The 21,383-nt window shown below is 58.2% G+C and carries 13 protein-coding genes; 6 read left to right on the plus strand and 7 right to left on the minus strand.

All coding sequences use genetic code 11. The features are described from left to right. Window positions 1-6: 6 nt before the first annotated feature. From XH84_RS34205 to XH84_RS41195, 4 genes are all read right to left on the minus strand, one after another. Window positions 7-1,458: a type II and III secretion system protein family protein gene (locus tag XH84_RS34205; protein ID WP_164937419.1), complete on the minus strand. Its 1,452-nt coding sequence runs from the start codon at window positions 1,456-1,458 to the stop codon at window positions 7-9. Window positions 1,459-1,485: 27 nt separating this feature from the next. Next, window positions 1,486-2,175 carry a winged helix-turn-helix domain-containing protein gene (locus XH84_RS34210; protein ID WP_128948653.1) on the minus strand — a complete coding sequence of 230 codons (690 nt, stop codon included), beginning with the start codon at window positions 2,173-2,175 and terminating at the stop codon, window positions 1,486-1,488. A gap of 1,998 nt (window positions 2,176-4,173) precedes the next feature. After that, a complete protein-coding gene (locus XH84_RS41190) occupies window positions 4,174-4,338 on the minus strand; it encodes a hypothetical protein (protein WP_245471959.1) in 165 nt (54 codons plus the stop codon). A gap of 196 nt (window positions 4,339-4,534) precedes the next feature. Continuing rightward, the gene (locus XH84_RS41195) at window positions 4,535-5,152 is read right to left on the minus strand and encodes a hypothetical protein (RefSeq protein ID WP_245471960.1); all 618 of its coding nucleotides are present in this window, start codon (window positions 5,150-5,152) and stop codon (window positions 4,535-4,537) included. 698 nt (window positions 5,153-5,850) lie between these two features. Between XH84_RS41195 and XH84_RS34230 the strand changes: the two genes are divergently transcribed. From XH84_RS34230 to XH84_RS34260, 5 genes are all read left to right on the plus strand, one after another. After that, window positions 5,851-6,291 (plus strand): VirK family protein, encoded by a 441-nt coding sequence (locus XH84_RS34230; RefSeq protein ID WP_128948656.1) that lies wholly within the window; start codon window positions 5,851-5,853, stop codon window positions 6,289-6,291. A 2,757-nt stretch (window positions 6,292-9,048) separates the two neighbouring features. Next, window positions 9,049-10,530 carry a pentapeptide repeat-containing protein gene (locus XH84_RS34245; protein ID WP_128948657.1) on the plus strand — a complete coding sequence of 494 codons (1,482 nt, stop codon included), beginning with the start codon at window positions 9,049-9,051 and terminating at the stop codon, window positions 10,528-10,530. 189 nt (window positions 10,531-10,719) lie between these two features. Further along, window positions 10,720-11,601, plus strand: a complete 882-nt coding sequence (locus XH84_RS34250) for a pantoate--beta-alanine ligase (protein ID WP_128948658.1) — start codon at window positions 10,720-10,722, stop codon at window positions 11,599-11,601. A 256-nt stretch (window positions 11,602-11,857) separates the two neighbouring features. Further along, window positions 11,858-13,099: a cytochrome P450 gene (locus tag XH84_RS34255; RefSeq protein ID WP_128948659.1), complete on the plus strand. Its 1,242-nt coding sequence runs from the start codon at window positions 11,858-11,860 to the stop codon at window positions 13,097-13,099. A 611-nt stretch (window positions 13,100-13,710) separates the two neighbouring features. After that, window positions 13,711-15,936 carry a hypothetical protein gene (locus XH84_RS34260; RefSeq protein WP_128948660.1) on the plus strand — a complete coding sequence of 742 codons (2,226 nt, stop codon included), beginning with the start codon at window positions 13,711-13,713 and terminating at the stop codon, window positions 15,934-15,936. A gap of 765 nt (window positions 15,937-16,701) precedes the next feature. On the opposite strand, the gene XH84_RS34265 is transcribed toward XH84_RS34260, so the two are convergent. Continuing rightward, the gene (locus tag XH84_RS34265; RefSeq protein WP_245471961.1) at window positions 16,702-17,442 is read right to left on the minus strand and encodes an NEL-type E3 ubiquitin ligase domain-containing protein; all 741 of its coding nucleotides are present in this window, start codon (window positions 17,440-17,442) and stop codon (window positions 16,702-16,704) included. A 265-nt stretch (window positions 17,443-17,707) separates the two neighbouring features. Continuing rightward, on the minus strand, window positions 17,708-18,319 hold the full coding sequence (locus XH84_RS34270) for a hypothetical protein (RefSeq protein WP_128948661.1): 612 nt from the start codon (window positions 18,317-18,319) through the stop codon (window positions 17,708-17,710). A gap of 951 nt (window positions 18,320-19,270) precedes the next feature. On the opposite strand from XH84_RS34270, the gene XH84_RS34275 reads away from it, so the two are divergent. Next, window positions 19,271-19,477 carry a hypothetical protein gene (locus XH84_RS34275; protein ID WP_128948662.1) on the plus strand — a complete coding sequence of 69 codons (207 nt, stop codon included), beginning with the start codon at window positions 19,271-19,273 and terminating at the stop codon, window positions 19,475-19,477. 410 nt (window positions 19,478-19,887) lie between these two features. Here XH84_RS34275 and XH84_RS34280 read toward each other — a convergent pair whose 3' ends face one another. Continuing rightward, window positions 19,888-21,213, minus strand: coding sequence for an MFS transporter (locus XH84_RS34280; RefSeq protein WP_128948681.1), 1,326 nt, complete (start codon window positions 21,211-21,213; stop codon window positions 19,888-19,890). Window positions 21,214-21,383: the final 170 nt, after the last annotated feature.

The raw sequence follows: 21,383 nt of genomic DNA on the forward strand, positions 1-21,383 counted from the left end.
CGATCCTCATTCGATGATAAAGCCGGCGTTGCCCGTCAATCCTGGTGCGCTCGCGCGCGGCGCATCGCGGCCTTGAGGCGGCCGTGCCAGCGTGTTCGTCAAAATGCGGCCTGGATCCGATGGCGGTGCGATCCGGTCGGTGGGCGCGCTTATCCGACCTGGATTTGATCCCGGCCGCACGATGTAAGGTGTGACAACGATAACCAGCTCGGTTTCGCGTTTTTGAAACGATGAAGAGCGAAAAAGCGCGCCCAGGATCGGTACATCGCCGAGCCAGGGAAACTCGCTGATATCAGTGTTGAAGTTGCGCCTGATGAGGCCGCCGATTGCAAAGCTCTGGCCGCTGGCGAGCTCGACCACGGTGCTCGCTCGTCGAGTCGAAAGGGCAGGGACCGCCGTACCGTTGATCTTGACCTCGCCTTCGCTCGACAGTTCGCTGACTTCAGGCTTCACACGGACATTGATCTGGTTGTTGCTGAGCACCGTCGGGACAAATTCCAAGCTCACACCGAACTGCCGAAATTGGACCGAAACCTGCCGGTTATCCTGCATGACCGGGATCGGAAATTCGCCGCCGGCTAGGAAGCTTGCGGCTTCCCCGGACATCGCCGTCAGATTCGGCTCAGCCAGGATTGAGGCGAGGTGCTCACTCGCGAGAGCGTCGAGAACAGCGCTCAGGTTGATATTGCCGGCGCTAAACCCGACCCCGATCGTGCCGCCGCCGGCCGCGCCGGACCCGCCCGGTTTGCCGGTGACAAGGGAAGCGCCATTTGGACCGGAGGCGGTGAAGTTGATATTAAGATCCTTGACGGCGCTGCGGGAGACTTCTGCCACCCGCACGCTGAGATTCACCTGCAGTGAGCCGGCGACCTGGATCTTGTTGACAACCGGTGCGCCCGCGCCAACAAATTGCTCGGTGACCTTCCTCGCCGTCTCAACGACATCGGCATTGGGTGCCGTACCGCTAAGGATCGCGCCCCGCGGGGTATAGCTGACCTGAATCGGATAGTCGCCGACCTCGGCCTTGAGCGCGGCCCGCAGATCCTCGATCGGTTGGGTGACGACAACACGCAGCTCGGCAAGAGCCTCTCCGTTTTCGTTGAGGGCAAACAGGCTCGTCCGCCCGGACTTTTTGCCAAACACGAAAATTGTACTGCTCGAGGGAGCCTGGTAATCGGCAATCGCCGGGTCAGCAACAAAGATGGTCGCCGCCGGCGCGCTCAGATGAACTGTCTTTCCCTGCGACGAGGTAAGGTTGAGCGTGCCCGTGGTGCTGCCAGGTGCCGCACGTGGCATCTCTCTTTTGCCGTCCCGCTTTGTCTCGGCTGAGGCGGCAAGCGGAAACAGCAAAGCAAGCCCGCATAGGAGGTAGCAGAGACGCGGCAGAGTGGCAGAGCGATGCGGGTTGGTGATCGCAGGCGGCTGAAGAGCGCCGGCGGCATGGTTAAGGACCTTCAAGCGATTTGTTGCCTTCAAGTGAGACTGCTAGGCAGCCGATGCTGTGCCAACGAGTTCTAGAGTGTAACCGACGCCGCGCGCGGTCTTGATCCTGAGCGTCGCACCGGCCTGGTTCAAATGCGCGCGTAAGCGATAAATCCCGACTTCCAGCGCATTGGTCGAGACCTCATCGTCAAACGCGTACAAGCTATCCTCCAACGATGTGCGCGGCACAGTGCGGCCGGCGCGATTGAGCAGATGTTCGAGAATGCACACCTCACGCCGGGCAATCCTCAGAATCCGACCACCGACCGAGACTTGTCTGGCGATCGGATCGAAATGCAGATTCCCGAATGTCACGACCGGCGCCGTCATTTGCGTTGACCGTCGCAAAATGGCCCGCATGCGAGCGATGAGTTCGTCGATCGACACAGGCTTGGGCAGGAAATCATCCGCTCCGGCATTGAAGGTCGCAATTCTCCGGTTGAGATCATTGAGACTGCTCATCATCATTGCCGGCATTGATCGTCCTTCGCGCCGCAACTGCTTCAACCAGTCCAAACTATCTCCGTCCGGCAAGACGGATTCGAGCAGTAAGATGTGGTAGTTCGCGCAATCCAGCGCGGCTGACGCCTCATCCAGCGTGGGCGTCACGTCGACCGCGAACCCGCAATTCACGAGCGTTGCCTTCACAGCGCGGCCAAAGTCCGCATGATGATCAACCAGGAGAATTCGCATTCATCGCCTCTCGTCCGTCCTCGGCAGGACTTGAGCGTGTTAGGTTTGAGCATGAGAATCGGCGGAACCCAGATCCTGACGGTTTGGCGTGAATTCGAAGATCCGTAAACGATATGCAAGAGCTTGGTGGCAGGCGATCGATGCATGCGCGTCCATCGTCACCGGATAGATGGCGGCTTGCGGCGGGTGGCCTGGGCGGGCGGCGCGACTCAACATATCCGTTACGCTAGCAAGAGCTTTGCGATGCCTTACGGGCTGAAAGTCCTGGCGGCGTGCTGATGCACTCTGTGAGCCGAGCATAGCCGTGCCTGCATGCGCTACGCTAACGCCTGTAGTAGCAATCGCACCAAGCCGCCCGAGCGAAAGGAAGGCCGGTGCGAGAGTAGCTGTATTTGCCGCCGGACAGGCTTGCGAAACCGACATTTGAAACTCCCCAATTCGTCTTGATCCGCGGTCAGTCGTGCTTGGCTGTTGAGCCCGGAGTGCCGTCAAGCCATGACATTGCAAGTTTTCCGCGTTAAAGACACTTCACGCGCTATGTGTCGGCCAATGGGCCGTGAAAGGCCGACAGACGTTCTCTCGCTTGCCGGTGTTAGCCAAGCAAGATGTCAACTTTCCCGAGGCTCGGTCGCTTCCGAGATGCTCTCTGCCCCCAGCCGAGCGGATGCTGCCAATGAGGACAAGTTAGGCAGGGCGTTGCTGTCGCGCATTGTCTGAGGCGGTGACGCCGGCTCCATTTCGTCAGACCTGGTGAACGGCGCAAGAACTGGGCCTTTCGTCGGCATAGACGAAGTAACGATTGCCCGCGTTGTTCTGGCGCGCTGGATCTCGGTCTGGCAGCGAAGAGAGTGCTTCGTCTTGCGCTCGCAGAACAGATACACGATGCAAGCTCTGACGAGCAGCAGTCGAGTGGTGTGACCAACCGGATCGGCTGAGCATTGAAGTTTTGAGACCTTCGCAATTTTGCTACCTGTCAGGAAGAGTTCACGCGAGCGGATTGTGTGTCGCAAGACTGTCGGAAATCCTACAATCTGACGCGAGGTGAGATTCAAGTGCATTTGAATGCTCTTTGTAGCGGTGCCCTCAATTGTGAATCGTTGTGAGGTAACGGCGACACAGTTCGGTCATGTCGTCGAGCTGCGCGCGACGTCCGTCTCGCTCTGTGCAAGGTCGTGAGCATTTGTCCGTCCAACTAAGCGTAGAGCGGAACCGATTTGAAATGCACGAAGAGGCAGGCGTTCTCAGCAAGCCTTGCGTAAGCCATGACGCCAGGATTGCGGCGATCCGATCCGCCTCGTACGTGTCAATTTAGCGGAAAGACCGTGGCGAGGGTCGGACGTCCACTTGATGCAGAGGAAGTAACGTTCAAGATGCAGACTGCCGATCGCTCGAGCCATTGTTCGGCAAGGGATTGAGAAGAGAATCGATTGCCAGACGTCATCTTGAATGCGGCCTCCTCATCTTGCGATCGACTATGAGGCTTTCAGGCGTCCTCTGCAAAATCGATTGTTTTGATGGAACGCATCCAGGTGGCGGATCGGCTGTCCTGTGGCAGCGCGGATTGCTGCGGACCAGTGAATACCCGATGCGATCGCGGCCGAAACACCAAGTGGTGGACCGCGCGGTCAATTTCAGGTCGAGTTAACTAGAGGAGGATGCTGCGCGTTCGGCGGCTTACCTTCACCAAAGCCATCAGCCAGCCGTGAGCTCGGCCGACAAATTCATGTCTTTGGAGCGCACAATGTATCAAGATAATAGAACGACCGGGCACGGGAGAGAGGGTGGTCCGGCGTTCTCCCGACCGTCGGAGGTGCGTCTTGCGCCGGAGCCCTCAGCCGCTGTTACGCTTGATGGCGAGTTGATCGGGCGGTCGGCCGCCCCACTATGCCTTGAGTGTGGTGCGTGACTCGGAGTTGGTGGGCCGCTTCCGGTTCTTCCTTGCGGGTATTATGGTGCTTGAACGCCGACGAACCCGCGAAATGGTGCGGCCGAGACCATCTACTCATTGCCCTCCCGCTTGAAGGGATTTGCTTCGCTACCGGTTTGGTAGCTTTCCAAGTTTCCGCCCAGAAAGAGGCGCTCGGTTTCTCGAGTTGGCGTTCTGCCGAGTGAGCACATCAGATCGACGTCGGCATCGATGTTGTCGTAATCTTCGGCATTCATTCTAAGCGCAATGCTACTCAGCACGTCGTCGGGCGTCCAGACAGTGAGCTTTGGGTACGGTGTAGGTATGGATCGCGTTCGCATTGTTGGCGATCGCTCTCGCCCAATGATCGCGAGAAGCGGCGAGTTTCGCCGGATCTTCGACCAATGACACGAAGGGTGATGTTGTTGTCTTGCCCCGCATATGCCAGCCAGCTTAGCGCGCCCGGTCAATAGGATACCGCTCCGGATGATCTCCAACGGAAGAATGATCCCGAGCCGTGTTGCGAACATGCAATATGGCGCTCGTGTTGTCTTCCGTATGCGGCTTGCAATCACTATCCTGATTCTGAAAACGCCGCAGTGTGACATAAGACGACCTCACCACGTCGTCGAATACGTGGTCTTGGTCAACGGCAGGTGCGCTCGCCGGTGACCAGCGCGCCGCTTGCTGCCCGGCAAGGTCGATCTTGTTCCTGAGCGCTTCAAGATTGGCCCCAGTCAGTGTTGCGGCAAGCTGAGCGCGGGCACTGACAAAAGATGGCGCTGGATAGCTACTGGTTTCCGAGGCCGCCTCGCTTGGCGCGGACGAAGAAGTGGCAGCGACAGAATTTGTCGCTGAGCGGACCGAAGTCGACGTTGTATAGACCGAATCTAAGTCGTCTAGATGCAAGTCATTCAGCTGCTGCTCGAAGCTTGCTTGATCCTCTGAAGTGTGTGCTGGTGCGCTGGTCTGACCGCCAAGCTCATCCTGTTGCCGCCCGAAGCGGCCCGGCGGCTCTAACACGTTGTGAGCCTCGAAGGGAGTGTCTGCTGCGTTTGAATCAACATTCATCTCTCTCCCTCTCTCTCCCTTGTGCCGGATGCCGGTGTAGAGTGTTGCGTGTGCAGCTTTCGAGAAGCTGACAGACCAGGAAGGGCCCATTTAGCTTCTGCTTTTTTGAGGGAGTCGAATGGAGTCAGTCAGCGAGGCGAATAATCAGCTGGACGGAAGCCGCGCAAAGCATCGAATCAAATCGGTGCTGCCTTGTGCCTTCCGACATTGGTGCTCGATTAGGCCGAGATCGGGTGCCCTGACTGAGTTTGTTCGGACCGGCGCGTCAGACTCGTTCTATCACTTCATCGCGGACGCGTCCGAGGAAGACAGCGCTTGCACAGCAAGATGGACAAGCTGGTGCTTGAGGCGAGGGAAGGGTTCTTTCGTAGATCGTCTGCTTATGCAGAAGTGAGAATTGCATTCTGTCGCTCTAGAAGCCTGGGATGGACCAGCGCAACCCGGTTCCGTTTGCTGTTTCCAAGCGAACGACTGCATCAAGTCGTTCTCGTCGACGCGTGGGAAGTTAAGCGACTTCCGCAAACCTGACCTACGAGGTTGTGATGTCGGATTAGCCATCACAACGACTTGCGCCGCGTTGCGATAGGCTGCTTTTGTACGAGCGCGAGCGCGCTTGTTGTCTGGAATCAGCCAAACGCCTCTGGAGCATGACGTCTTGGAAGCCGCGATCGGCGGCACTCATCGAGGGAGAAGAGCATATGAAGGTTACTGGCCGAGGACTAACGATCCTGTTGTCCTTGCTTTCGGCCGCGAGCGTGAGCGTGCCGGCGAGAGCCGACGAGCCTTCGCCGAAATATACCGAGGTGCTCAGTGCCCTCCAGGCGGGGAAGAACGTGAAGCTCATACTGGACATGAGCCGCTGTACCTCCGCGGAGGGCGGCAAGCCAGCGTCGGCGACGCAGGCCGGTCTGGTCATCAATGCCTTCCGGGTGACCGGCCAGAACGGCATCAGCTTTGCCAATGCTCATCAAACGGTCGACAGCTCCGGACATGCCGTGACCGAGTACATCCGCCATAGCCTTAGCCGCGAAGGCAAGCTGACGGTGCGAGCCTCGAAACTTGTCGTCGGGACCACCGAACTCGTGAACCAAGGGGAATTCATCTGCGAAATACCGGATGGCGCAAAGTTCGTCTGGTAACAAAGAACGCAGGGCGTGGGCGGCGCTTCGAAGACTTGATCCTTTAATGATATCGACACCTGCGCAGGGCATCGATCGTCAGTACGGTCAGAGTGTTTCTGGCCGTGCTTTCGTCGGGGAAGGATCAAGTTGCCTGAACTTGCTGCTCAGGTAGCTCATGAGGGCCGCCGATTTCCATTCGATCTCAGGCGTTGGAAGATCGACGGCTCAGGCAATCGTCGTATGGGTTGGAGCCAGGCCTCTCGGTTGAACGCTCCAGATGATCTCGCTACGTCCGCACGCTGTCCGCGGTCCTTGTGAGAACATCATCTGATCCGGCCGCGGGCCCGCGTTGATGACGCTCAGTTCCCCACGCTGCCGCCGGATCGGAGTGTTATAGCGCGAAGGCTGCTTTCGACCGCCCCGAGCATCGGAAAAAGCAAATCACTCTTTCCGAGCCTGTGCCATTAGACTCTTCCTCCCGACTTTCTGTATGGATTCGGTGCGCTAGCCACCCGATAGTCATCCAGATTCCCGCCCAGAAACAGTACCTCACGTTCCTCAGTGGGGGTATCACTCACCCATGCGAGATCGGGTTCATCATTCTCAGTCCCGTCCTCGAGAATACTGACAATCTCTTCGGCCGTCCAAGTTGCGACCCTCGGCACAGTGTAGGTGTGCAACTCATTCGCGGTTTCCGCGATGACTTTGGCGCCAAACTGGTTGTCATCGTCCGGCGAAAGGAGAAGTTGTGAGGCCTCCTCGGACAGTGCACAAAGGGCGAAGAACTGGTATCACCCCTCATGTGCTCTGCCGCTGCGCGCCCCAGATCAAGCCGTTGGCCTCCCCAGATATTCCAAGGGGCCTCGTCATAACGCAAAGCCGCCATGGAACGCAAATGGGCCATCGCGCTTTGACGGTCCAACGCATGTGGCTTGCAGTGGCTGGCGTGGTTTTGAAAGCGCTCGAGCTCCAGGTATGACGATGCCACTACGTCGTCGTAAACGCGGCTACTATCGACGCGATAGCCTGACGATCCAATCGCTCTTGACCATTGTGCTGATCTTTGCGCAGCGAGTTCGATTTCTCTTCTTAGTTCCGCAATGTTCGCGCAAGTCAGCGTTGCGGCAAGCTGAGCGCGCGCTCTCACAAAGGGTGCAGCCGCGCACCGTTCATTCTCCGGGATAGCTTGCGCTCTCTTATTGCCATCCGTTACCGTCCGGCTCGATCCGGGCCCTGGTGAAGCTGATGCTGCGAGGATTGGCTGAGACGCTCTAAGCTGATGCTCAAAGTCTGCTTGCGCTGCCTCCTCCTGTTGCGGCTCGAGGTAATGCATCCCAGCCCCGGATGGGTTAACGTTGTCAAATGGGTCCACTCCGTTCTCCCGTTTTTGGCCTTCAATATCATCGTACAAAGTTGATCAGATCAGGATCAGGAACCAAGACGCGCGCAGTGTCTATAAAACGTACCAGGTCGGTCTGGTTCTCGAATCGGTCGTGTGTTGAGGCGTACGGGTGGGACTTACCGGCAATCCCGGTCATTCTTCTCTTCCAGATTTTGAGCCATCGCGGCGGCCTCCTGTCCGGATAGAGATGTTGCTATGCTAGGAGGCTTAGCTGTCAAACAGCTGACCAGACTCATTGCTTGAAGAAAACTCGTGGCCATTGCGACTGTGCCGGCGAGCCTGTTGTTCATTGCAGAGCGGAGTTTGGCGGGATGGACCACCTCGCTGTCCGTTTCACGGCAGCACCGTATGAAAGGTCCTGGAGGAGCAGCCCGGCGGAAGCTTAGGTACCGGTGAGCTTGAGCTGCATGGGAGAAGCCTGCCAGGGCCGGCTTTCATCGGTTCGCAATGAATGTCTTTGAAAGGCTATTCAAGATGCTGCTGTGATCCTCACAGCCGGGTCAGGCGGCGGCCATCGCGCTCTAACCGGGCCGGGGTGGCGTGAAGCTCATTGTAGGGTTCCCGTCGGCGCGCCGGGTGTTAGTCGGAAAACAAGCCCGGGGCGTGCGACTTCGATCGAGGCAGCACGGGCTCCCATAGATGGACCAGCCGGCGTGCGGAGGAGGCCTCGCCGAGCGCGAGCTTTGGCTAACCATGAGGCCGGCGATCCGCACGTGTCGAATTGCACGTCATCGATTGCGTGCAGGTGAAGACTGCGGCTTTTGCCCTCCTGCAAACGAACTTGGAGTGTTTGCTTTCGCGATGCCCTAGCGATCATAATGCGAGTCCTGACGGCGAGACCGTGTTTGTCAGATTCAGAACATTCTGCGTCAACTTCGATATTATGCTGCCTATTTGGCTCGACAATTCCGACTGATGCGGCTGGCACGGTTGTTGCTGCCGATGAGGTAAGGCTAGGTCGAGTGCAGCCCTAGATGCAGGAGCACCTTTCCGCCCGCAAGCCGCGGCTCCATTCCGAAAAGACCTAGAATTTCGCACATTCGGGTGGATGGAGACTGATGTGGAGTTCCCAAGAGCTGACGAATTAAATCGCACTTCCGGGCACTCGGCGCTGTCAAACGACCGTGCGTGATCAGGGTTGGCGGGTTTGGTGGACAATTGCATCGAGTGGCCGTGGGGACGCATGACAAGAATTCGGCTGAAATGGTCAAGCATCGGCCGCGAGAGACACCGACATATAGGAGTCTCGTCGACGCGTCCTGTCACCAATTGGCAGGCGAGTTCGCCACAAAGCGCACAGGCTGCGTCCAGGCCAAGCACAAAGAAGGTCAATAGCAGGCCCCTCGTAATCCTGGCAGTACGGAACTCTCGACATGTCGCAAAGGATCGGCGCTGATAGCGGGTGCACCGTGAACGTAGGTGCAGAGCACTGCTCAGATCCGACAAACAAGCTTTCTTCAGATGGCGAGTTCGTTCGGTACTGGAGCCGAGCTGCCGACCGGCTGCTGGCCGTTGCTGCTGTTGGGAGGCGAACCGAGGAGGCGATCAGAAGGACCGGAATTGGTTTGCAGCTATCCTCCGAGAACTTTAGCGGTCACGACCTGTCAGATTTCCCGTTGCGACGCTGTACCCTCAATCGTGCGCAGCTCTACGGAACAAAGTTGGATCGAGCAGATCTTTCTGGGGCGAACCTTATCTGTCCCGGGCTCGAGCGCGCAAGTTTCCTCGGGGCCAAGCTCGATTTTGCCTATATGCATGCGATAGCAGCGCAAGTCTGCAACTTCGATGACGCCAGTCTGCGCAATGTAATTGATGCAACCGGCAGCCTGTTTCACGGTTGCAGCATGAAAAGAACACGCTTTGACAGCGCGATGCTCAGCGGGCTCCTCCTTTACCAGTGCGACGCGAGTGATGCTGTCTTTGATGGCGCGGAATTGCAGGGGTCAACCATCAATGAATGCTTCCTTCCTTCCGCTTCCTTCCGCCTTGCCAAGCTAAACCAAGTCACCATCACGAAGGCGCATCTGGCGAATTGCTCGTTTTTCCAGTCAAAGGGGGACTGTTTATCGATCGTGCGTTCCACCTCCGTCGATGGTCTTATCTTGGAAGGCGCTCATCTTCCTTATCTGAGACTCTCAAAGGTGAGCGGGCGGATTCGGGCGAGAGCGCTGAGCGCCCCATTCGCTGATCTTCACCTGTCAAATCTTGCCAGGGCTGAGCTGGAGCAGGCGGACTTGACCGAGGCGCGGCTTCTGTCCGTAGGCCTTTCCGACGCGAACCTCGCCGGTGCTGTGTTGAACGGTGCATCTATTCGTTCCTGCCAGCTGGACGGAGCGGACCTATCTCAGGCATCAGGCGAAAGCATTTCGATAACAGAGAGCACAATGCGAGCCGCCAAATTCACCGGTTTTCGTGGCCGCTGCGCCTTTGTGCGCGACTGCGATCTCGAATATGCGGACTTATCCCAGGCATACCTCTACAGGTCGATGATCACCGGTGATCCGCCGCAATCAATGGCATTAAGTCGCGCAAATCTTGAGGGATCAAATCTCGTTCAGGCATATCTCGCCGCGGATATGACCGACAGCAACCTGGAGGCAACGCGGGCCGCATACGTTCGCATGAACCAATCGTCCCTGCGCGATGCGAACCTGAGTGGGATATCGCCGTTCCAGGCCAGCTTCGTAAAGGTCGACTTTTCGGGCGCTAAGATAACCACTTTCGAGCCACCTTTTTTTGTCGACCGTTGTCGGGGACTGCCCGCAGCTCTAGAGGGGGATCAGCCGCGCGAGCCATCAACCTATCTGGCTGAATTCTCATCGTTGATCAAACGTGGGCGAGAAGGGTCAACCTGACTGCTCCGAAAGCCGCAAAATAGAGGTGACTACAGTGCCTGTGAGCTTAGAACAGGTTCGTGCCGTGGTCGACGTTAAAGCTCTTTCGAGCTCGTTGGCACGCGCGGCCCCGCGACACGCCCGGCGGCGCACCTTCGGCGATCCGAGCGCTCAACTCTTGTTGGCGTTCAAAAAAACTGGAGTAAGAAAATGCATCTGGCTGGTCTTTCCGCAGGCAAGGCGTTCATCCGGGAGGTCGCAAGAACAGGTCAGACTATTGGGACGGTGCACACGCTCGGCGCCCTGCATCTTGGGCATGCAGAACTGATCAGAAGAGCGGCATTAGAGAATGATGTCGCGATTGTCACAGTCTACCCGAACAAGATCCAGCTTAGACCAGGTGGGAGATACGATTTCAATTTGGACGATGATATTGGACTTGCTCTACGTTCAGGAGCAACTGCCGTGATTTCCTCGAACGACAACGAAATGTTCCCGACTGGCTATCGAACGTTTGTATCGCAAGGTGACTGTCATTTGCGTCTAGGGGGGCCCGAGGCGTATTTGAAGGAAGCCGTTACTGGGGCAATCCGCTGGATCTGCTATGCGCGGCCAACTCGCAGCTACTTCGGCCTGAAAGATATCGGTCAGGCGATCCTGGTCAAGCGCGCTGCGGCAGACCTCCTTCTCGATTGCGAGATAAGGTTTGTGCCGACCGTTAGATACAAGAACGGAGTTCCCGTTTCGTCGCGCTTGAGGCGATTTAGCCGCTCGGAGCTTGATGAGCTGTCGTGTCTCTCCACGTCACTCAACTATTCAAGAGAAGAGATCGCCCGAGGAGCGACTAGCGTGAAGGATCTGGTAGCGTCGGCTACATCTCGGGTCAAGTTCCGACGGTTTAAACTCGATTTTATTCGAATTGTCGGCGCTGATAACTTCGAAGATTTAGAGCAGATCAAGCTCCCTTTCATAATTTTCGGAGGGGTAATGGCTCATGGCCTCAGGATTTTCGATAATATCTACGTTCCAGATCAGGATACACTCCAAAACGGTGCTCCGGATCTTTGGATCGATCTGCCTGAGCGGCGCTAGCCAGACCGCTATTGATAGCATGATCTTCATAAAAAGGAGTGCGCTATCCAACCAGTGCTGGCAGCTCTCAATGTTCCATTGAGTAGTGAGTCCGATAGTCAATACGATTTTTACTGCCCGACATGGTAGGGCCAGGCCAGCTGACTGTGAGGTAGTCTGGTCGAGAAGCCCGTCGCAGCCAAGCGCCGCGGCAGCTCGAAGCGATGAGGCGCCCCTAGGCCGTACGCTCTCGAGAGCGGAATCTGCAGAGATGATCATGACCAGGCGATTGGAAGATTATAGGGCCGACGATACGTGTGTTATCCCGCTCAGCAATCTGGATGTAAGTGAGAGCAAGCGCTTTCAGGACGACAGCATATGGGCTTGCTTCGAGCGGTTGCGAAGGGAAGATCCCGTTCACTACTGTCAAAACAGCACTCATGGTCCATATTGGTCCGTAACGAAATACCGGGATATAGTAGCGGTAGACACAAACCACCACGCGTTCTCGTCAGAGCAAGGTGTCACTATTGTCGACGTGCCTGGTGAGCACTGGACCCAGAGTTTCATCAAGATGGGGCCTCCCAAGCACGCCGAGCAGCGCAATACCGTGAGCCCGATCGTCGGACCGGAAAGCCTGACGAAACTCGAAACCCTGATCCGCTCTCGTGTTAGGTCAATTCTCGATGGCCTGCCTCGTAATGAAGACTTTAATTGGGTGAACAAGGTCTCCATAGAGTTGACGACGCAAACGCTCGCCACCCTGTTCGACTTCCCATTCGAGGATCGGCGACTCCTGACCTATTGGTCAGACGTAGCTGTTACCGCTCCTAAAGCAGGCCATGCGATCGACAGCTGGGACAAGCGAACCACCATCTTGTCCGAGTGCCTGGACTATTTCACGGGGCTTTGGAACGAGCGCATCAATGCCGAGCCGCGCCTCGACCTGATCTCCTTGATGGCGCATTCGCCCGCCACACGTCATATGGAGCCAAGTGAGTTTCTCGGCAACCTAATTTTGCTAATCGTTGGAGGCAACGATACCACGCGCAACTCGATTACCGGCGGCCTCCTGTTCATAAACCAGTACCCCTCCGAACTGCGAAAGCTGACTGACAATCCCAAGCTGGTCTCGAGCGCTGTGTCCGAGATCATTCGATACCAGACGCCGATCGCACATATGCGCCGCACTGCCGCGGTCGACAGTGTCGTAGGGGGGAAGCAGATCAGGAAAGGCGACAAGGTCGTCATGTGGTACATCTCCGGCAATAGAGACGAAGAGATCATTGAGAACGCCAACAGTTTCGTGATCGACCGCAAGAATGTGCGGCAGCACCTCTCGTTCGGATTCGGAATCCATCGCTGTCTTGGTCGACACCTTGCGGAACTGCAGTTGAGAGTCCTCTGGGAAGAGATTTTGCAGGCGGGATTGGAGATCCAGGTTGTCGGCGAACCAGAGCGAATTGCATCTAACTTCGTGCACGGCTATTCCGCTCTGCCCGTGCGGATTGAAGCCTAAACCCTGATCGTGCCAGTCTCGGCGCTGGCGCGCGGCGGGTGGATTGAACTATCTCGGCTTCTGCAAGCTGCGCAGATGGCTCGATCGACGCCAAACAAATGCTGCACGTCGGCGGCTACTCATCAACCGGGCAGACGTTTGAAGTGCCTGTGACAAGCGATACGTCAGGCGAGCGTCTCGACCTGCAAACGCCTGAGATGCCGAAAAGGGCTCCGATGCCGCATCACCGCATGGTGGGACGCGTGTTGCGAGCGCTCTCTGCCGATCAACATATGCTGGCCATTTCTGCTTGGCCAAAAAAATCGCCGTTAAGGAGGCGGGCGCTCGCCTGGCTGCTCTCTAGCGTTTGGGATGACTTGGCCCAGTTCGCGTGCACAGAGCCACGGCATTGGGCCGGACTATCTCGCGGGCAGGCACGTCGGGCCCCGGTCTCGTCTTAGCGGATCACACCGGGGCAGTGATGCGGTCAGCAACACGGGAGCTGCGATGGAGCTGGAACACAAGGCCACATCTTCTTTCTTGCGCATGCGGATGAATGCTCTTGGTCAGCTAGTCGTCAGCGAGGCGGTCTATCCAGACGGGCTGCACTTTCGATTATTCGGAGATGATGTATGGCAGGCGTTGGCCGAGCTGATCGATCACAGGTTGAGCCCGCCGAGGTCGACAGGACTGGGGAATTGGGCCGTTCGAGCCCGGAACCTGGTCTCTTCCCTCGGGAACGTGGTCAATCCTTCGATGCTATCCTGGAGCGGATGCGCTCTGCGGCGCTTGCGAGCCCGCCACCCACTTCGGATGTAGCGGCGCCAACGCGGCACGACTTCGAGGCAGCAGAGCGAAAATTGAGCAGCCTGGTTGGGGAGCTTGAAGCTTGCCGTCGAGCGGCCACGCACGCCCGAAACTTGCCTGAGAGGCAAGATCTGATGGATCAGGTCATCAAAGCAGGCTCAACAGTTCTGGAATACTACGCGAATCTGCCTCCCGATCTGGCGCGCGGCATTCTGCCAGACGATCAGGCTCGCCGGCTCCGCGATGACACTCTGAGGGAGGCTGACGAATGTAATAAAGTGGCGACCTGGATTATCTACGAGCTGGAGGAGAGCAGAAAGAAAGCACAAGACGTGCTCGACGGGCTCAAAGGCGTCGCTTCGCCCGCCCAGCTGAGACGCTTGTTTGCAAGTGTTGCGAACCGCTATGTAGCCTGCATGGAGTGGTGGGGAAAGAAGGCGTTGCGCTTCGAGCGGACGCAGTCTGTCTGTGCCGCTACCGCCCACTTGCCAAGCAGCACGCCCGACATGCGCAACGCCGAAGATGCCGCACTGAGGCATCATACCGGCTGGGCGCTTAATATGAAGTGCATGCATCTGCAATCGCGGATCGCGCTCGCGGAGCTCTTGGTCAAATCGCAAGCGAGCACGTTGGAACCAGACGTGCGCGACGCCCTCATCGATGAGAGCGGGGGGGTGCGACTGCTTCGGACCTTCGTCAAAGATGTTTTCCCTGCATTCAATTCGACGTCCGGAGCCGTTCTGAACGGCAATGGAGCGGCGCTCGACGCGGAGCACCGCGCCGTCCTGGAAGGCGTCATGGAACGGCTTTCGGAATTTGCATCCCAACTGGGCGCCATGCTTGGAAACCTGAGGGAGGCCGGTGCGGAAGCTGACCTTCCGTTGCAGTTGCTGGACGAGATCGTGGAAGCTGCCTGGGTGACCGCGAACGAAGTCATGCGGCTGCTGGCATTGCAGCCAAAGACGGAAGCCACGATTGAACCGCCGGCCTGGGCTGCGATGCCAGAGAATACTATCCCGGTCGGCGAAGGCACTCCGGCGCGCAGAAAGGGCAAAGCAAAGCACGCAGCAGCCGCAGGGGAGGGGAGTTCGACGGCCAGCCCACCCGCGCCGCAACTCGCTAGGCCCGATGCAGCCGGGGCCCCAAGGGGCAAGGTCATTGTGCTCTCGGATCTCGGCACAAAGAGACTCGCCACGGCGGAGGAGGCACGCGCGTCATCCTCTGCGTTCGATCACCTCCAGATGTGGCGGGCTCCGCCCTCCAGGAAAGCACTGCCGGGCTTACTTGAACGATTGGACGAGCTGCTGCAGTTCGATCTGCCTGCTCAGCAAAGCGCCGCCTCGCAAGCCCGGCACATGAAGCCCGAGGACGCCGAACACGTCTTGGATGTCGTCATCAACCACTTGCAGACGCAGTCCTCCGAGATTGAGGCCTGTATTGCCGCGCTGGAGGAGCCTCGCCGACGCGGCCTGCTCACGGCTGCGCAATTGCCCGAAGTGCACGAAAAAATAGTCCGGCTCAAAAGGATGTTGTCCGAGGTTCAGGGACAGGCAAACTCATTGAACGCGCGAACGGCAGCAATCGCGAGCGATTGCATGAAGACCTATGCGTTTCCATCGCAAAAATACCTAGAACAGTTGCGGGACGCGGGGGAACTGGCGTCAGTGGATCCACCGCGCGCCTTGAAGGGAGAGCCAGGGACGCTGTTCGAAATCAAGCTGCAGCCCAAGGCGCTGCGCAATGGTGCGATGCCAAGGGCGATGTGGGTGCACATCCATACCAAGCACCCGGTACATGCCTGGCAACTGGCAACGCTCGGCAATCGCGAATTCGCAGCTTGCCATGTGAAGTCCGACGAACAGCGCGGCTACAATCAACACTGGCAGAGCGCTCGAGCCGCCGAGGGGCACGACAACGTCGTGATCCACCGGGGCAAGCTCACTCCTGCGTTCTGTAAGTCCTTGTTGAGCACCACCGCTGGCCAGCCCTGGCAACTCGTCTCGGATCCGGAGCATGTGTCGGCGCAGATGGCTCGCCTGGGAATCCAGTGAGCTGCTCGTCTTGCGGCGGTGAGCCGTTCGGTGAAAGCGTTGATGCATCCAGATCGGCTCGGCGGACTGCTTGATCAGCGCCTAGCCCCTTCGGGCGCCATCTTACAAAAGGATGGAGGAAGAGAATACCCGGGAGCGTTATCAGCCGGCGATTCCAAGGATTGTCGGTCGTCGCCAGGCAAGTAGCCGTTCCGGGGTCTGGTGAATATCGGCGCTAGGCCGGAGGAGGCCCCCGAGTGTTACAGGCGCAAAACATGTACCTGATGCGGGCGGCGATCCGGCCGGACGCCAGTGCTTTCGCCTGTCTGCCCGCGGCGAACTGGCGCGCAAGCCTCTCCGGAGCTTCAATGGACCGCGGAGGGTCGGGATGCTCGGGAGCTGAGCATCCTCACCGCTTTGACGAATCGAATCGGGCGGTGCACAACAACACTGCCTGTTTGCTACTCTTGCATAGGGCTACGACAGCCCCAGCATCGCGCCTCCATGGCCCCCGAACGATGCTGGGGCTTGTCTTTCTTGGTTGAGCGTCTCAAGCCGAGTGAGCTCAAAGCTGCTTCACTTCAACTGACAATGGCGCCGAGCGCCGCCGGGATAATTTCAGTACACGGACTATGGTCAGTCATTTCCCTTCTTTTTCAGTGGCCTACGAGCTTAGCAACGTTGGCATCGGCGGAAGAGCAGGCTCCGTCGCCCGATCAGCTTTGGGGACTTGAGTGATGGCACGAGCTCACGACCGCAATCCGTATGACGGATCTGACCGATCTCTTACAGCTCGATGCCGTGCGCCCTAAGCACCCGGTGCATCACCTCGCTCTTGATCTCGCGGGCGATCTCGTTGACGATTTGAGGTCCGAGCATCCGCTCGGCGTCGGCATCGCCCGCAAGTCCAGCTTCGGCGAGCCGTTGGTTCAGCCGAATTTGAAACTCCTCGCCCATCGCATCGATGAGCCGATCGTCCATTGCTGCGTGCTCTTCGGGGGCAATGCGCCTCAGCACCGTTTCCCAAGGTTGCCAGCGCGTCGCTAGATAGTCTGCAAAACCTACCGTTTCCTGCTGCCGCACCGTTGCCATCGCCCTCTCAACGTCGCCGCGGGTGACGCCAGAGACGGTCAAAAAGCGCATGTCGGGGGCGACGTGTCGCAGCTCCAGTGGATCGCGCAATTGGGTCTGGTAGGCGAGATGGACTTCGGTCTCGTCGACCGGTCTGGAGTGATGACGAAGGACATTGACCGTCTGGCGCGCTATTCCGTCCAGCGCCTCCAAGCGGAACATGACGCGGGCATGCTGGAGCAACTCGGCGAGCCGATCGTCGTACAGGCCGTCCTCGATGTCGGCGTTCAGACGTGCGGTCTGCATCCCGTTCCAGGCCAAAGTGATCCGATCCTGACAGCTCGCGCATGCATCGGAGGCCAACTGGAAAAACAACTCGCGCAGTCGAGGCCTCGCCGATGCCTGCCGCAGATCCTCGACCACGGCCTGCCGGAATTCGCTATTGCCGTAGTTCACGGTGCTGGCTGGAAGATCGGGCAGGCTGGTAAGCTGGTTGCTTGGCGCGACAAGATCCCGGAGCGTTGACGGAAGCGCGGGCAGACTGGCCAGTTGATTGTCACCGGCGTCCAGGTCCTGAAGCCCGGCTGGAAGGTCAGGCTGGTCAGCTGGTTGCTTTCAGCATGGAGCTCCTCAACCGTTGCTGGAAGAGCGGGCAGACTGGTCAATTGATTATTCTCGACCACTAGGCTCCGCAGCCCGGTTGGAAGGTCAGGCAAGCTGGTCAGGTGGTTGCTTCCAGCGTAGAGCTCTGATTATTCTCGACAACCAGGCTCCGCAGCCCGGCTGGAAGCGCAGGCAAGCTGGTCAGGTGGTTGCTGTAAGCGCTGAGTTCCCGAAGGGTTGCCGGAAGGGCGGGCAGACTTGTCAGTGAATTTTCGCCGATGATCAGGGACCGGAGCCGGGATGGCAGGTCGGCCGGCAGGCTGGTCAGCAGATTGCGCGCTGCATTGAGCACGCGGAGCCCGTCAGGAAGTACGGGCAAGCTCGCCAATTGATTGTCTCTCGCGTCAAAGACCTGAAGCTCGGGCGGGAGGGCGGCGGGCAATGAGGAGAGATTTAGCGCCGCACTACCATTCTCCGGCAAAGCGCTCGTTTGAGTAATGGCGGTTTGGCGGTTCTCGTCTTCGTCCTGCCCCTCATCAGCCGTCCGCGCATCCACAATGTGGTCCTGCGGCCCTGCCGCATTGGAAGCGGACGGCCGCGCGTCCGTCAAAGCCTCGTCCCAATGCGCCGCAACGGGAGTGCCGGGTTCTGAGGCCTCGGATTGGGACGCTTCGGAGCCGGAAACTGAGAAAAAGCCGTCGCCGTCAAGCTGCGTCCGATCTGTATTCATTGTTCACGCCTGCCATGGCAAAATGAAGCAAATGCGCTGGAGCGCCGCTTTCACAAAGCCGGTCTTTCATTGTGACGATATCCATCAAGAAGAAGCGGGCAATCATGGAGCGCGGCCCAACCCTTGGAGGGCCGAATATGCTGGCCGACCGGCGCACCAAAGACGGCGAGATGCCCGCACGAATCTAATTCTCGAAAGGCTCGCCATCTTGAGGGGGATCGGCTGCTTCTCCCTTTCCAGGTTGAGCTGATCAGGGTCGAGCCTCTTGTCTGGTTCGAGGTGTTCTCAACCTAGGACGCTGAGCTGTCGAGAAGCTGACTAGTCTCATCGCGACAGAAAGTCCGGGCCGTTGCAGCTGTGCTAAACGCCTATTGTCAATGCCTGAGAAGAGTTCAGCCGAGATGCCGTCATCGTCACTCTCGCGTCTTCGCTCCTCGGCTGACTAGTCTTACAGGATCGGGAAAGGGCTGCGCCAGAAAACCATATCGCGGCGCTGGCAAGTTGGTGGAATGTAGTCGCGTTAGACTGTAAGCATGCCGCCGTGACCGGCTGCATCGTAGCCTTGCCTGTGGCCTGCAGCGCAGCCGAACAAACGAATGAGTAAGCGGTTGTCGCGGTCCTCTCTTTCGGTGATGAAAATCGCGCGACCAATTGTGACGCAAGTGCGTTCGGGCGCATGTGTCGACACGATGTAACCGACTGTGGCTGGCTCCGGACGATACGAGTCAGATTCAACAACAGCCCTTGTCGGGTGCTCCGAGAAATGCAGCGACCGAGGCCGTCGAGCGTTCGACCATAAAATAGATTCTCAGGTTGCGGGTAGACAGAGCGATACTGTGATGCCCGAACTTATCCATTCGGTCGATAGATCTGATCAAGAAAATCAATTTTACCGCTTGCAGCCTCGTCTATAGACCGTCACGAGGGCTGGGCCAACTTAGGAAGGTTCAAATGAAAAAGTCTGTTTTGGTGACGGCGAGCGCCCTCGCGCTTGCAACCGCGGTGGTACCTCCTTTTGCTGCGGAAGTTGTCGCGCAACCGCTCACCGCCAGCGTGCAGGTAGCCGATACATCATATCCTGAGTGCGCGGATGACCCGTTGAATGGTATCTGCGATCTGTTTTTTTGTTTGACCGATCCCTCGTGCGTCCTGCACTGACGGGAAAACAATCAAGCAGAAAATGAGGATCGAGCCTCGTCGCGGCCGCTGCTCCTTCAGCGGCCGCATCCTTATGCCGTGCGGCTATGCTGGCGGACGGTGCAAGCCGCGTCTTCTTGTTCTCTAAGGATAATCAGGGTCATTGCTCACTTACAGCCGGCTGGCGACGACCGCCAAATCGCGCAACTGCCGCATCGGCCAACGTTCGGTAAGGGGGAAAAAGTGGTTTCAGAGCGCGACGCTGCCGTTCCGGCAGGAGCTCCTGCTCGATGTCAAACTGGTCCAATTTTCAGGATAGATTGCCTTTCGTGCTACGCCCCTTAGCGTCTTCCTGCTCGATGTTTCGCATTTCGGACGTCATAGATGTCATCCTACCCTGTTCGGCTACGCTTAGGGCAGCGGTCGTGGCGTTAGGACGTTCGTCTATGGCTGGGCACAAAATTGAGTGGCGCCGTCTCAGGCATCATCAGCATCGCAAAGAGCCCGGCCGCGCTAGCGGAAAGCATGTACCAAGCGGGCGCGAGTGCGCTCCCGGTAAGATAGATCAGCCAAGTGACGACCAGTTGAGCTGTGCCTCCGAAAATCGCAATCGCAAAAGCGTAGATCGTCGCGAAGGCGCCACCACGAATGTTCCTCGGCAAACTTTCGACCATGCTCACGTAGAAGGCGCTATACGGAATCGTCCCGATCAGGGTGAGCGCGCCGAGACCTCCTAGAAGTGCGAGGGCACTGCGGCTCTCCGCAATCCACAGGAATACTGGATAGGTCATCAGCAATGCAGCGGCCTGCGGCCATATCATGATGCGCCGACGGCCTGCGCGGTCTGCGAGCAGGCCGCCCAGCAGCGCTGCGGCAATGCCCGCCATGTTGCTGATGAGCGTGGCGCCGAAGGCGAGAGGTGCCGAAACGTGGAGGGTGGTCAACGCGTAGGTGGTCATATATCCGGTAACATAAGTAGTGATCGTGCAACTGGCCAAGATGACAAATCCCAAGCTCATGATGCGGCGTGCGGCAGGCGGTCGCCTTACGGGCTGGGTGACCAGAACCGGAGCCTCAGGGCGGTGCAACGTCTCGGGTAGGACGCTCCGCAACCATAGTCCGAACGGCAACGTAGCGGCGCCGAGCAATAGCGCGATCCGCCATCCGTATGCATTGAGCGCCTCACTTGTCATGGCGAGCGACAGAATTTCTCCAACCAACGCTCCAGCCGTCGCAGCAACCTGTTGGCTCGCGGGCTGAAACGAGACCGCCAGACCGCGGGCTCCCACAGGGGCCGCTTCCATCAAGTAGGCTGTCGTTGGACCGACTTCACCTCCGAGAGCAAAGCCCTGCAGCAAGCGTGCGAAGATGGCTAGCAACGGAGCGGCAAGTCCTATTGTCTCGTACGATGGCGTGATGGCCAATAACAGGACCGCGGCGCTCATCATGGCAAAGCTGGCGGTCATCGCGGGCCGGCGGCCAGCCCGATCCGAATACGAGCCGAGCACGATGGCCCCGATCGGCCTGGTCACAAAGCCCACGCCGAAGGTTCCGAGTGACAGCATGAGGCTGGCGAATTGGTCGGTTGCCGGGAAAAACGCCTGACCGATCTGTATTGCAAAGAAGCTATAGGTGCCGAAGTCGTAGAATTCGAGAATATTGCCCATGGTTGCGCCCAACACCGCGCGGCCCGTCAAGCGTTCGTCTGCCGGAGCGCGGACCGGCTCCAGCCTCTCTCGAGTAAATTGCCTCGCCATCTTCGACCCAATCTGGAGCGCGATCCCGGCCCGAACATTTCGACCAGACAGGTCGCGCAAAGTTGCTTTCCACTTGCCCGAACGCGCCCCTCACGGCCATTGCGTCTCTCCAAATGTAGGCTGGAGCGCGTCACGACGAACCTCACGGTAGCGTCTGCAATAAAAATGCC

Source organism: Bradyrhizobium nanningense (assembly GCF_004114535.1).
Lineage (GTDB): Bacteria > Pseudomonadota > Alphaproteobacteria > Rhizobiales > Xanthobacteraceae > Bradyrhizobium > Bradyrhizobium nanningense.

What these genes read in the sequence shown, in the direction of transcription:
- XH84_RS34250 (WP_128948658.1), top strand. Translation starts at nt 10,720, where the DNA reads ATGCATCTGGCTGGTCTTTCCGCAGGCAAGGCGTTCATCCGGGAGGTC.
- XH84_RS34260 (WP_128948660.1), top strand. Translation starts at nt 13,711, where the DNA reads ATGGCAGGCGTTGGCCGAGCTGATCGATCACAGGTTGAGCCCGCCGAG.
- XH84_RS34255 (WP_128948659.1), top strand. Translation starts at nt 11,858, where the DNA reads ATGACCAGGCGATTGGAAGATTATAGGGCCGACGATACGTGTGTTATC.
- XH84_RS41190 (WP_245471959.1), bottom strand. Translation starts at nt 4,338, where the DNA reads ATGAATGCCGAAGATTACGACAACATCGATGCCGACGTCGATCTGATG.
- XH84_RS34275 (WP_128948662.1), top strand. Translation starts at nt 19,271, where the DNA reads ATGAAAAAGTCTGTTTTGGTGACGGCGAGCGCCCTCGCGCTTGCAACC.
- XH84_RS34245 (WP_128948657.1), top strand. Translation starts at nt 9,049, where the DNA reads ATGTCGCAAAGGATCGGCGCTGATAGCGGGTGCACCGTGAACGTAGGT.
- XH84_RS34270 (WP_128948661.1), bottom strand. Translation starts at nt 18,319, where the DNA reads ATGAATACAGATCGGACGCAGCTTGACGGCGACGGCTTTTTCTCAGTT.
- XH84_RS34280 (WP_128948681.1), bottom strand. Translation starts at nt 21,213, where the DNA reads ATGGCGAGGCAATTTACTCGAGAGAGGCTGGAGCCGGTCCGCGCTCCG.
- XH84_RS34230 (WP_128948656.1), top strand. Translation starts at nt 5,851, where the DNA reads ATGAAGGTTACTGGCCGAGGACTAACGATCCTGTTGTCCTTGCTTTCG.
- XH84_RS34210 (WP_128948653.1), bottom strand. Translation starts at nt 2,175, where the DNA reads ATGCGAATTCTCCTGGTTGATCATCATGCGGACTTTGGCCGCGCTGTG.
- XH84_RS41195 (WP_245471960.1), bottom strand. Translation starts at nt 5,152, where the DNA reads ATGAATGTTGATTCAAACGCAGCAGACACTCCCTTCGAGGCTCACAAC.